This window comes from Paenibacillus sp. FJAT-27812 (genome assembly GCF_001273905.1).
Taxonomy (GTDB): domain Bacteria; phylum Bacillota; class Bacilli; order Paenibacillales; family Paenibacillaceae; genus Pristimantibacillus.
The window spans coordinates 2,629,349-2,642,372 of record NZ_LIGH01000001.1; the positions used below are offsets into that span (position 1 = coordinate 2,629,349).

Annotated in this window: 8 protein-coding genes; all 8 read left to right on the forward strand. The window is 48.5% G+C overall.

Annotation, left to right across the window (positions count from 1 at the left end; all coding sequences use genetic code 11):
- Nucleotides 1–2: 2 nt before the first annotated feature.
- The 8 genes from uvrA (at nucleotide 3) to ADU23_RS11345 (ending at nucleotide 12,866) form a co-directional block, all read left to right on the forward strand.
- Nucleotides 3–2,885, forward strand: coding sequence for an excinuclease ABC subunit UvrA (gene uvrA / locus ADU23_RS11310; RefSeq protein WP_053373842.1), 2,883 nt, complete (start codon nucleotides 3–5; stop codon nucleotides 2,883–2,885).
- 240 nt (nucleotides 2,886–3,125) lie between these two features.
- On the forward strand, nucleotides 3,126–4,034 hold the full coding sequence (locus tag ADU23_RS11315) for a carbohydrate ABC transporter permease (protein ID WP_053373843.1): 909 nt from the start codon (nucleotides 3,126–3,128) through the stop codon (nucleotides 4,032–4,034).
- Nucleotides 4,035–4,055: 21 nt separating this feature from the next.
- Nucleotides 4,056–4,880, forward strand: coding sequence for a carbohydrate ABC transporter permease (locus ADU23_RS11320; protein WP_053373844.1), 825 nt, complete (start codon nucleotides 4,056–4,058; stop codon nucleotides 4,878–4,880).
- Nucleotides 4,881–5,002: 122 nt separating this feature from the next.
- Nucleotides 5,003–6,370 carry an ABC transporter substrate-binding protein gene (locus ADU23_RS11325; protein WP_053373845.1) on the forward strand — a complete coding sequence of 456 codons (1,368 nt, stop codon included), beginning with the start codon at nucleotides 5,003–5,005 and terminating at the stop codon, nucleotides 6,368–6,370.
- Between the two features lie 110 nt (nucleotides 6,371–6,480).
- Nucleotides 6,481–8,286 carry a cache domain-containing sensor histidine kinase gene (locus tag ADU23_RS11330; RefSeq protein WP_053377586.1) on the forward strand — a complete coding sequence of 602 codons (1,806 nt, stop codon included), beginning with the start codon at nucleotides 6,481–6,483 and terminating at the stop codon, nucleotides 8,284–8,286.
- On the forward strand, nucleotides 8,261–9,874 hold the full coding sequence (locus tag ADU23_RS11335) for a response regulator transcription factor (protein WP_053373846.1): 1,614 nt from the start codon (nucleotides 8,261–8,263) through the stop codon (nucleotides 9,872–9,874). Before ADU23_RS11330 ends, ADU23_RS11335 begins: the two co-directional genes overlap by 26 nt.
- Nucleotides 9,875–9,890: 16 nt before the next feature.
- Nucleotides 9,891–11,735, forward strand: a complete 1,845-nt coding sequence (locus ADU23_RS11340; protein WP_082311067.1) for a DUF2264 domain-containing protein — start codon at nucleotides 9,891–9,893, stop codon at nucleotides 11,733–11,735.
- Nucleotides 11,736–11,750: 15 nt separating this feature from the next.
- Complete coding sequence (locus ADU23_RS11345; RefSeq protein ID WP_053373847.1) at nucleotides 11,751–12,866, forward strand: glycoside hydrolase family 88 protein; 1,116 nt, start codon at nucleotides 11,751–11,753, stop codon at nucleotides 12,864–12,866.
- The last annotated feature ends 158 nt before the right edge of the window (nucleotides 12,867–13,024 follow it).

Sequence of the window (13,024 nt, forward strand, 5' to 3'; positions counted from 1 at the left end):
GATTGGCTAGCGATAAAATTGTTATTAAGGGCGCTCGCGCCCACAATCTTAAAAACATTGACGTCACCATACCGCGCGACAAATTTGTCGTACTGACAGGGCTAAGCGGATCTGGTAAATCTTCGCTCGCATTCGATACGATTTATGCGGAAGGACAGCGCCGCTACGTGGAATCCTTATCTGCCTATGCGCGTCAATTCCTTGGACAAATGGAAAAGCCGGACGTTGATTCGATCGACGGATTATCACCGGCTATCTCGATCGACCAGAAGACGACCAGCCGCAACCCGCGTTCTACAGTCGGCACGGTTACGGAAATTTACGATTATTTGCGGCTATTGTTTGCCCGTATCGGCAAGCCGCATTGTCCGGAGCATGGCATAGAAATTACTTCCCAGACGGTCGAGCAGATGGTCGATCGGATTATGGAATACCCGGAGAAGACGAAGCTGCAAATTTTGGCGCCGCTTATTTCGGGACGCAAGGGCGAGCATACCAAGCTGCTGGCTGATATTCAGAAGCAAGGGTTCGTACGGGTCCGCGTAAACGGCGAGCTCCGAGAGCTTAGCGAGAAGATTGAGCTGGAGAAAAACAAAAAGCATAGCATTGAAGTCGTGGTCGACCGTATCGTCGTGAAGTCGGATGTTCAGACTAGGCTTGCGGATTCTTTGGAAACGGCGCTTAAGCTGTCCGAGGGACGCGTGCTCGTTGATATTATCGATCAAGAGGAGCTGCTCTTCAGCTCGAACCTTGCTTGTCCGGAATGCGGATTCAGCATCGAAGAGCTGGAGCCGCGGATGTTTTCCTTCAACAGCCCATATGGTGCATGCCCGGAGTGTGACGGCTTAGGCGTCAAAATGATCGTTGATCCGGACTTGCTTGTACCTGATACGACCAAATCGGTTGAGGATGCGGCTTTCCTAGCTTGGGCAGGCAGCACGTCCAACTATTATCCGCAGTTTCTGAGCGCGGTTTGCGTGCATTACGGCATTCCGCAAAACGTGCCGGTATCGGAGCTTGCGCCCGAGCAGATGAAGAAGCTGCTTTTTGGCACAGGCGGAGAGCGCGTTCGCTTCTTATACGAAAATGATTTCGGCCATCGCAAAGAGGCCTATGTTCCATTCGAAGGGATCGTCCATAACCTCGAGCGCCGCTATCGCGATACGGCATCGGATATGATGCGCGAGCATATTGAGAACTACATGAGCGCCAAGCCATGCGCAAGCTGCAAGGGACAGCGGCTGCGCAAGGAAAGCTTGGCAGTAACGATCAACGCGCAAAATGTGTCGCAAGTAACATCGTTCTCCATCGGCGATGCGCAGCGGTACTTCGAGTCGCTTGAGCTGACGAAGAAGGAGCTTGCGATTGCGAGCCTCATTTTGAAAGAAATAAACAGCCGCCTTGGCTTCCTTGTTAATGTCGGGCTTGAATATTTGTCGCTCAGCCGCGCAGCGGGGACGCTGTCTGGCGGGGAAGCGCAGCGGATTCGATTGGCAACCCAAATCGGCTCCAGCTTGATGGGCGTCCTCTATATACTGGACGAGCCAAGCATCGGCTTGCATCAGCGCGACAACGACCGGTTGATTGAGACGCTAGAGCATATGCGCAATCTCGGCAATACGCTGATCGTCGTAGAGCATGACGAGGATACGATGCTCGCAGCCGATTACATCATTGATATTGGACCTGGGGCAGGCATTCACGGCGGCATGGTCATTGCCGAAGGTACGCCTGCGGAAGTGATGGAAAATGAAAACTCGTTGACCGGACAATATTTAAGCGGGCGCAAGTTTATCGAAGTGCCGGCTGAACGACGCAAAACAAACGAGAAATGGCTGGAGGTACGCGGCGCTAAGGAAAACAACCTTAGAAACGTGAACGTAAAAATACCGCTCGGCGTATTCTCGGCGGTTACGGGCGTTTCGGGTTCGGGCAAGTCGACTTTCGTAAATGAAATTCTCTACAAGACGCTAGCGCGTGATTTGAATAAAGCGAAAACCCGTCCAGGGCAGTACAAGGAGCTTCGAGGCATCGAGCATTTGGAGAAGGTCATCGACATTGATCAATCGCCAATCGGCCGGACGCCAAGATCGAATCCTGCCACTTACACAGGCGTTTTTGATGATATTCGTGATTTGTACGCAAGCACGACAGAGTCGAAGGTTCGCGGCTATAAGAAAGGCCGCTTCAGCTTTAACGTGAAGGGTGGACGCTGCGAGGCATGCCGCGGCGACGGAATTATCAAAATCGAGATGCATTTCCTTCCCGACGTATACGTGCCTTGCGAGATCTGCAAGGGCAAACGCTATAATCGCGAGACGCTGGAAGTGAAGTACAAAGGAAAGAACATTGCCGAAGTGCTGGAAATGACGATTGAAGACGGCTGTTCCTTCTTCGAGAACATTCCGCGCATTCACCGCAAGGTGCAAACGCTTCTTGATGTAGGCCTTGGTTATATGAAGCTAGGTCAGCCTGCAACAACATTGTCTGGCGGCGAGGCGCAGCGGGTGAAGCTGGCGGCTGAGCTATACCGCCGTTCGACGGGCAAGACGCTATACATTTTAGATGAGCCTACAACGGGCTTGCACGTGCACGACATCGATAGATTGCTGACGGTATTGCATCGTTTGGTTGATTCAGGCGAATCGGTACTCGTCATCGAGCATAACCTGGACGTCATCAAAACAGCGGATTACCTCATTGATCTAGGGCCGGAAGGCGGCAGCGGCGGCGGTATGATCGTTGCGACAGGAACGCCGGAGCAGGTCATTAAGGTAGAGCAATCGTATACGGGCAAATACTTGAAGCCGATTCTTGAGCGTGATCGCGCAAGGACCATCGCACAGCATAAAGAGAATCAGAAGGTAGCTGCAGCAGCAGAATAAGCAAGAATAGAAGAGAAAGCAGTCTGAGATTAATCAGATGGCTTTCTCTTTTTTTTGCATATTTACAACCTGTAAGAGACGGAGCTGCGACCGCGGATGAACAAAACGGCTTTTGCCCATCCCTGTGTGTGAAATGATAAAAAAGTAAAATATGTTCCAAAATACAAAGATCTAATTCTTATGAGCTGCGATTTTTTTTTCTAAAATGAAGCTATACAGAAAGTTTGAAGGAGGAGCTTCATGAAACAGAAAAAAACGTTGATCCAGCTCAGTATGGGCGCTAAGGAGCAAATAGCAGGTTACTTATTTGTCGCTCCTTTAATGATCGGGCTCGTTGTGCTAACGTTGATTCCCGTTCTAGGATCATTATTGCTTAGCTTTACGAATTGGAATTTTGTCGCAGGGGTGGATGCAATTAAATTTGCAGGATTGGATAACTTTGTCCGATTATTTCATGATGGCGTGTTTATGAAAAGCTTATTAAACAACCTTATCTTTATCATTACGGTACCTATAACAATCATACTCGCGTTGGTGCTGGCGATCATTATTGATAAGCATGTTTATTTAAAGGATATGTTCAAAGTCGTTTATTTCCTGCCTTACATTTCTAGCGTGGTCGCCGTTGCGATGGTATGGCAGGTACTCTTTCACCCTTCGCATGGACCGGTAAATAATTTCTTGATTTCAATCGGAATCGACAACCCGCCGAAGTGGCTGGCTGATATCGATTATGCGATGCCGTCGCTCATGATGATTCAAATCTGGATCCTGCTTGGTTATAACATCATTATTTTCATCGCTGGCTTGCAGGGGATTCCAAAGGATTTGTATGAAGCGGCCGACATCGACGGCGCGAATATATGGACCAAGTTTCGCAAAATCACCGTGCCTTGCATATCGCCGACGACCTTTTTCCTGCTCGTTACCGGGATTATCGGAACGTTCAAAATTTTTGATTTGATCCAAGTGCTCACGCAGGGCGGACCAGCCAATTCGACGACCGTTATCGTGTACGAGCTATATGATACGGCCTTCAATCAATTGAAGACGGGATACGCATCGAGTATGGCGCTTGTTCTCTTCGTTATCTGTCTAGCAATTACGGGCTTGCAAATGCTCGCACAAAAAAAATGGGTCAACTATTAATTCGGAGAGGAGGAATGGCTAATGAAAAACGTGAGTGTATCCAAAATAGGATGGACCATCATTATGGCAGCGGCGGGCATGATCTCGTTGCTCCCGTTTTTATGGATGCTGACGACCTCGTTCAAGCCGGAAGCGGACGTCTTTAATTTTCCGATTGAATGGATTCCGACGAAGTGGCATCTCATCGAAAACTATAAGCAAGTGTGGACAGGAGGATTTTTGAACTATTATCTCAACTCCATCTACATTACGTTAACGACAACCTTTATCAATGTTTTCGTCTGCGCACTGGCAGCGTTCGGCTTCTCTAAACTGCGGTTCCGCGGCAGAGATACGATGTTCCTTCTCGTACTTGCCTTGTATATGGTGCCGCCTCAAGCATCGCTTGTACCGCAATTTTTATTGTTTAACTGGATGAACCTCATCGATACGCATATTGGCCTTATACTTATCAATAGCTTCAGCATTATTGGAGCCTTCATGCTCAGGCAATTTTTTATGGGCGTGAACAATGAGTTTATGGAGTCGGCCCGGATGGATGGCGCAGGCCACTTCCGTTCTTTCTTTCAAATCGCGCTGCCGCTTATTCGTCCAGGCTTGGCAACATATGCTATTCTGCGTTTCATATGGACATGGAATGACTACCAGTATCCGCTAATCTTTTTGAAGTCGAAGGACCTATTCACGATTCAGCTTGGCATTAGGCTGTTTGGCGACCAGTACGGGGACATCTACTCGCTTATGATGGCGGGCGCCGTATCGGCGATCGTTCCGCTGCTTATCATTTTTGCGCTTGGCCAAAAGCAGGTTATCGAAGGGATCTCGCTCGGCGGCGTAAAAGGGTAACAAAGTCAAAATAGTTTCTCTTCAGTAAAATATGAGAACTTCGAATACGATTTGTAAGTGGTAGGATTTGATTGTAGACGTTTTCAAAAACTAGACGGGTCATAAATATTAGGAGGGTTACTATGAAAAAGAGATTATCGATGATGTTATTGGGCTTGGCAGTATTCGCAACGGCTTGCTCCGGGGGCAACAATGGCGGCACTCCGAACAGCTCCGCCACAAATGCTACAAACGCTACTAACGCTCCTAAAGAGACAGCGGCGGCAGAGCAAGTAACGTTGAAGCTAAGCACATGGCAAACGGACGGTAAAGCAAAGTGGACCGACATTATTTCCGTTTTTGAAGAGAAACACCCGAATATTAAAGTAGAGCTTGACCTGCTCAATGAAAAAGGCGACTCGGTTGCTTCCATGCAAAAATTAGATCTGATGGCGGCTTCCAATGACCAGCTTGATATTATCGAGCTGCCTTATACGAACTATTCGCAGCGTGCCGATATTGGCTTGCTTGAGCCTTTGGACAGCTACATTGAAAAGGACGGTTATAAATACGAAGACGAGTATTTGGTAGATACGAAGGTTAACGATAAAATTTACGCTTTGCCTTCTTCCATGCAGCGCTGGTTCGTGCTCTTGAACAAGGAGATGCTCGACGAGGCAGGCTTGCCGGTTCCGACGGACTGGACGTGGAGCGAGTTCATGGAATATGCGAAAAAGCTCACTAAGGGCGAAGGAACAACGAAACGTTATGGCGCTTATTTGCATAACTGGCCGGATTACTTCCAATTGCAAATGATGAGCAAAGCGACCGATAATACGTTCCTGAAAGCGGACGGTACATCCAATGCGACTGATCCGGTGTTTAAATCGAACTTGGAAATGATGAAAAAAATGATGTATGAAGACAAGAGCGCCAATATGTACGAGGACATTATTTCGCAGAAGCTGGCTTACCGCAACCAATACTTCAACGGCTTAGCTGCTATGCTGCCAATGGGTGACTGGATGGTAGCTGAATCCGGGGGCACGGATGCGATTCCAGCTAATTTCGTAACGGCATTCGCGCCGCTTCCAAAACTTGACGGAGAGAGCAAACATTACTCGCCGGTACAACCGACTTATATGGGCGTAGCTGCAAAATCGAAAAACAAAGAAGCGGCATATACGTTTGTAAGATGGTATACCTCTGAAGGTCTTGGCATTAGCGGCCGCGTATTCTCCGGCTGGGCGAAGTCCGATTCCAGCAAGCTTATCGATACGATTGTAGCTGCAGCTAAGGATCCTTCAAAAATTGACGTGGAGTCGCTGAAATATACGATGAGCACTACCATTCCAGGAACGGCGCCAGTACCTGCTAAATACGCCGATGAAGCTAAAAATACGGTTATCCCTGAGGCGGAGCTGTACATTCTAGGCAAGCAGGACGTGGACACCACGATTGCTAATATTGATAAAAATATTGCTGAGGTTGTTAAGAATAACGGGAACTAATGAAGTGCCGAATCGAAATTGATCTTTCATAATAAAGGGCTTACAATGTTGTGGGACAGGAGGAGCACCAATTTCTGTCCCTATTCTATTCAGATATGAGGCCTGCACTCGTGTTAACTCGACAAGATTCGCTGCGGAAGAAATTAGTGTGGTCAGCATTGATCTGTTTTGTCATCCCACTCGCCGTTATTTATTTAGTCACGAACTATTTTACGAGAGATATTATTTTAGAAAAAGTAGTATTGAATGCCGAAGACTCGCTCAAGGTTGCTAAATCGGAAATTAACAGCATTTTCGAGCAAACGTTGAATTTATCCAATTTTGTGTTGATGAACAACGAAATTCGCCAAATGCTTATGGTTAATAAGGCTGAATTAGCCTCGCCGCAGCAGAAGCAAGAGTACGCGGTCAATTTCAGCAAGCTGTCGCGGATTTTGGACGATCTCTTTATTCAAAAGGATGATTTTCAAGTTACGATTTTAGGGGTGAAAGAGCCCTTCTATACGAACTATTCGCATAGCGATCTTAACCCAAGATTATGGTATGAGAAAAGCTGGTTTCCCAATCTTAATAAGCTGCCGTTGTTCTCATCTTATTGGCTGGGTGAACAAGTCCAATCGGCGAAGACGAAGTTTACCTTCGTCACGATGGGACGGCCGATCAAACGGACGGCCAGCATTCCAATCGGCTACATGATCGTTAATGTGAACGAACGGTTGATTCGTCCCTATCTCACCACTAACGAAAATCAGGAAATGATTTTGTTAGACGCGAGCGGAGTTGTCATTTCCCATGCTGACCCTTCCCGAATAGGGGAGAAGCTCCTTTGGTGGAAGCCGGAGGGAATGGAGCGAACAATTGAAATAGAGGGCAAAAAATATATTTATGTGGAGCAAGTATTGGAAAGCAATGATTGGCGGGTCGTCAGCCTTATTCCTTTGTCAGCGGCCATCGATAAAAATAAACAGGTATTGTTCATTAGCTTTATCGTTCAAGCGTTGTTTTTCTCTTTGTTCTTTGGCCTGTTGACGATAAGGATCTCAGCGTTGACGAAGCCGATACGCGATTTAAGCGTGTTCGTGACGAAGATCGGACGCGGGCAGCTTGACGAGCGAAATGGCATTCGCGGGCATAACGAGGTCGGACATCTGGCTAAAACGATTGATTTTATGCTGGACCGTATTCAGGAAATGTTCGAGCAAATTACGGTGGAGCAGGCGAAGAAGCGCAAAGCCGAGCTGGAAATGCTTCAAGCGCAAATCAATCCGCATTTTATGTTTAATCTGCTCAATTCGATCAGGCTTAACATATTGGTGCAGGGAGATCGGGAAAATGCGGAGTTAATCAAGTCGTTGTCCTCGCTGCTGCGAATGACGATTAATCGGGATAACGAGTTTATTCCTCTGCAAGAAGAGGCGGATACTGTACTCCATTATGTGAGGCTGATGAATTTCCGCCATGCCAATCAGGTTAGAGTCGCTTATAACTTCGAGGATGGCTGCGAGCAAGCGTTGGTTCCGCGCTTCATGATTCAGCCGTTGATTGAAAACGCGATTATTCACGGCTTCGAGCAATTTGACGGCGAGATCTTTATCGACGCCAGCAAGGAGCAAAGCAGCGGAAGCGAGCTGCTCCAAATAACGGTACGGGATAACGGCATCGGCATGACGGAGAGCAAGCTGAAGGAGCTGCAAGCAAAAAGCGAGGACGATTCCGAAACGCAGGACGGCGAAAGAAAAAGCTTTTCCGGTATCGGCGTAAAAAATGTGTTTCAAAGGCTGCGGCTCGTTTATGGAGAGTCTGTCAAAACGACGATTGAAAGCGAGTCCGGTGTTGGAACGACGATAACTTTGATTTTCCCATTCGAGTGTGAGAGAGCAGGTGCGCAGCGTGTTGACGGCAATTCTAGTGGATGACGATTATCCGGTCGTACGTTATCTCTCACAAACGGTTTTATGGCAGGAGCTCGACATTAAGCTGATCGGCTGTTATTCAAATGGCTTAGAGGCTTGGGAGGCCGCATGCCAAAACCCGCCCGACATTATTTTGACCGATATTGGCATGCCTAAGATGAGCGGGCTGGAAATGCTCGAGAAGTTTTGCGAAATTAATCCGAGGGGCCGAGCGGTTGTGCTGTCCTGCCACAATGAATTCAAGTACGCGCAGCAAGCGCTGAAGCTGAACGTGAAGGATTATATTTTGAAGGAAAGCTTGGATGTCGAGGAGCTGCAAGCGATATTGAAAAATATCGTAACCGATCTGCAGGCAGAAAAGAAGAAAACGACGGATATGCTTTTGTACAAGCAGAAAGAAGCGATGAATCAATCGGCGCTCAAAGAAAAGTTTCTCAAAGACACCTTGTTTCAATCGTTTTGGAAAAAAGAGACCTGGATCGAGCATGCCCGGACCAACGGTGTTCGGCTTCAAGCCAAAAGCTATATTCCGCTCGTCCTTATTATTGACCGTATGTCGACCGTAGCAAGCAATAGGAAACTGAACGATTATACGATTGCGTTCTCGGTGGAAAATGTATTGCAGGATTTATTGGATACATCCCGCTGGTTAACGTTCCGTTACAGCAATAAGCAGCTCGTCATCCTGTACGGCAGCGATGAGCCGGCCAAAGATCAGCAGCTCATTTATTACGCGATGCGGGAAGCGATTGCAGCGATCCAAAAGTATTTGAAAATATCGGTTTCCTGTATTCAGGGAAGGGAAACAAGGGGTCCTAAAGAGATGCAGGACGTTCTGCTGCCGATGCTGAAGGAGCCGGAGCATTGCTTTTACCTGAGGGAATCGACCGTTCACAGCTTCGAAATCGCGCCATTTTCCAAGGAGGACATGTATACCGAGTATGCTCAGTTATTCGCCAGCATTAATCAAAGCATCGCTTTAAATGAGCCTGAGGCATTGCGGAGTACAATTGTGGAGTGGGCCAATGGCGTTCGAGCGAAAAAATTCCATCCAAGCGACGTGAAGGAGTTAGTGCTGCAGCTGCTTATGGACCTGCAAATGAAGACGAAGGTTACGCTGCAGTATCATCCCTTCCTATCCGGCGAGAAATTATACGATGCGGTGAATGCGATTGAAACGCTGGACCATTTGGAAGAGTGGATGATTCAGCATTTGAATGAGCTATCCAGACGATTAAGCATCTATGCGATCAGCTCCAAACGGACGGAGGTCATCAAAGCGCAGCAATTTGTCGTGACGCATGTTACGGAGAAATTGACGCTTGAGGATATGGCCCATCATTTGAACTTGAATTCCAGCTATTTTAGCCGCCTGTTCAAAAAAGAGACGAACCAAAATTTTATCGAATACGTCAATATGGTCAAGCTGCAAAAAGCGAAGGAGATGCTTCAGCAATCGAGCAAAAGCGTCGAAGAAATATCCGATTATTTGGGCTATGCGAACAAAAGTTACTTCATTAAATTGTTTAAGCGAGAGATGGGCATGAGACCTAGCGAATATTCGGTTTGGAGCAAAGGTCATTTCGAGTGAAACGGAGAGAGCTTTCATGGCAGCAGCGAGAGGGTTAGGGGATAAGGGATTGCACTCGAAAGCGGATTTGCAGCAAGCGGTTACAGATGCCTTTGAACCTTTGAAAAATCATTTTACTCCCGGACATGCCGGATTGGCGCTTGGCGCTACAGGGGCAATCCATAGCGAGGCGATCGCCCTGATGGAGGCATTCGCGCGACCGCTGTGGGGACTTGTCCCGCATGCCTGCGGCGGCGGGGAGTCGGATTTGTGGCCGATGTACGCTCAGGGCATCATTCATGGAACGGATCCGAACCATGAGGCGTATTGGGGCGACTTCGGCACGAAGGATCAAAGGATGGTGGAGCAGTCCGTGCTTGGCTTGGGGCTCGCGCTTGCTCCCCATAAAATTTGGGAGCCGCTTTCGGATAAGGAAAAAGAGAATGTGTTTCGGTGGCTGAACCAGATCAACCTAGTTGATCGCTCCAATCCGAACAATTGGCTGATGTTCACTGTCCTTGTGAATGTCGGGTTCAAAAAAATAGGCATGCCGCATGATCAGGCATTGATGGAGCAGTATCTCGCTATTATTGATACCTATTACTTAGGCGACGGCTGGTATTCGGATGGGAAGACGGATCAGCGTGATTATTACATTCCGTTCGCGATGCACTATTACGGGCTTATTTATGCCAAATTGATGGAGCATGAGGATGCGGAGCGCGCTGCGCGTTACCGTGAGCGAGCGAGCTTATTCGCGCAGCATTTTATTCATTGGTTTGCCGAGGACGGGAGCAGCATCCCGTTTGGACGAAGCCTGACTTACCGCTTCGCGCAGGTTTCCTTTTGGAGTGCGCTGGTGTTTGCGGATGTGCAGCCGTATTCATTAGGGGTGATGAAGGGCATCATTATGCGTCATTTGCGCTGGTGGTTCTCGCAGCCGATCTTTACGCCTGATGGCTTGCTCAGCATCGGATACGCGTACCCCAATCTATTAATGGGAGAAGGCTATAATGCGCCGGGCTCGCCGTATTGGTCGTATAAAGCGTTTCTTATATTAGCTTTGCCTGACGAGCATCCCTTCTGGCAGGCAGAGGAAGAGGTTCTGCCCAAGCTAAGTCCGCTCGTCGCTCAGCCGCATGCGCGCATGACGATTAGCCGTCCGGAAGGGCATAAGCATGCAATGGCTTATGGCTCCGGCCAAATGGCGAACTTCGACATGTCGCACAGCGCGGCAAAATATTCGAAATTCGTTTATTCGACTTTATTCGGCTTTAGCGTTCCGAAGGGCTACTACGGACTATCGCAGGGAGCCCATGACTCGACGCTTGCGCTGAGCGAATGCGATGAGCATTACCGCGTCCGGCGGTTTTGCGAGGAATTCCGCATTCAGGAGCATTCCGTCTACTCCCGCTGGCTTCCATGGGCAAATGTCGAGGTGCGGACATGGATTATTCCTGCGGGCCTGTGGCATGTTCGCGTACATCGCATAAAGACGGAGCGTGAGCTGGACGTCGCCGAAGGCGGGTTCGCTATTGAGACAGCGAGCGGAGATCTAAAGGTCAATGATGCTGTTCAAGCTGCAAAAGATAGCGTGCTGGCGCAGTTGCCAAATAGTCTGAGCGGCATCATCAGCATTGCCGGGTATGGACAGGCGGAGCTGGTTTATCCGGAGGCCAATACGAATGTGCTGAAGCCGCGTACGATGATTCCGACATTAACCGCCAGGTTAAAGCCGGGTGAGCATGTGTTAATTGCTGCTGTATTTGGCGCGACGAACAGTGAAGAAAACCGGCTGGAATGGACAAAACCGCCAATTATTGAGCGTGATGCTTCGGGAAATATGAGAATCGAATATGTCCTTCATAAGGATATCGTATAAGGCGGTGAATCGTTGATGTGGCAAACGGCAATTGATGATGCGATTGGCAAAGTGAAACAAAATATAGGCAAACACCCTGGAAAGCTGCCGCATATTACGGAAGGGCAGCGTTATGAATGGGGAGAGAATGACGACTGGATTGAGGGCTTCTACATCGGCTTGATGTGGCTTGCCTATGAATATAGCGAAGATTCCTTTTATAAGGAAGCGGCGGAAGCATACCTGCCGAACTTTAAAGACCGCCTGGATCGCCATGTAGCGCTGGATCATCATGATATCGGGTTTTTATATTCGTTGTCGGCGGTGGCGCAGTGGCGTGTGACCGGAAGCGAAGAAGCACGAGCGGTCGCCCTGCAGGCGGCAGAAACGCTTTATTCGCGCTGGCGGCCGCAGCTTGGCATTATTCAAGCATGGGGCAAGGAGGATGACCCGGAAAATGGCGGACGGATGATCATCGATTGTTTAATGAATCTTCCGCTCTTGTTCTGGGCTTATGAGCAAACTGGCGAGCAAAAGTATTATGACATTGCCTACAAGCATGCATGTGCAAGCCAAAAATTTTTGGTGCGCGGAGACCGATCGTCCTACCATACGTTTTATTTTGACCCAAAGACCGGCCATGCCCTTCGAGGCGGAACGCATCAAGGTTATGAGGATGGCTCGACTTGGACAAGAGGTCAGTCATGGGGCATTTATGGCTTCGCGCTTGCCTACCGTTACACGAAGGATGCTGCTTTTTTGGAGACGTCCAAACGACTGGCCCATTACTTCATTGAGCATCTGCCGGAGGATCAAGTTGCGTATTGGGATTTTGACGTACCGCTTGAACCGCATACACCAAGGGACAGCTCGGCATCTGCTATCGCCGCATGCGGCCTGCTTGAATTGCTTGGGCTTCTATCTGCGGACGATTCCGATCATGCTATATTCGAGAAAGCACTCCAAAGCAGCATGGAGTCGTTAGTTAGCCGTTATGCAACAACGGATTTGCCGGATGCGGAAGGACTGCTGAAGCACGGGTCCTATCATGTGCGCGGCGATCGCGCTCCGGATGATTATATGATTTGGGGCGATTATTATTATGTTGAAGCCCTGCTTCGCATGCAAAAGGGGATTAAGGGTTACTGGTAACGATTGCGGCAGCAGCATATAGCAAACAAGAACCTCTGAATTCATTTGAATTCGGAGGTTTTTTGCGCTCGAGGGGCGCGGCTCAAACCCATAAAGGCGTTTCATTGCAGATAATCAGCCACATTTGTTGCAAAAGGTAAAATTTATACGACATCAGT

Bases quoted from the DNA above. Each gene is read 5' to 3' on its own strand.
- ADU23_RS11315 (WP_053373843.1), top strand. From the start codon at position 3,126: ATGAAACAGAAAAAAACGTTGATCCAGCTCAGTATGGGCGCTAAGGAG.
- ADU23_RS11320 (WP_053373844.1), top strand. From the start codon at position 4,056: ATGAAAAACGTGAGTGTATCCAAAATAGGATGGACCATCATTATGGCA.
- ADU23_RS11325 (WP_053373845.1), top strand. From the start codon at position 5,003: ATGAAAAAGAGATTATCGATGATGTTATTGGGCTTGGCAGTATTCGCA.
- ADU23_RS11340 (WP_082311067.1), top strand. From the start codon at position 9,891: ATGGCAGCAGCGAGAGGGTTAGGGGATAAGGGATTGCACTCGAAAGCG.
- ADU23_RS11345 (WP_053373847.1), top strand. From the start codon at position 11,751: ATGTGGCAAACGGCAATTGATGATGCGATTGGCAAAGTGAAACAAAAT.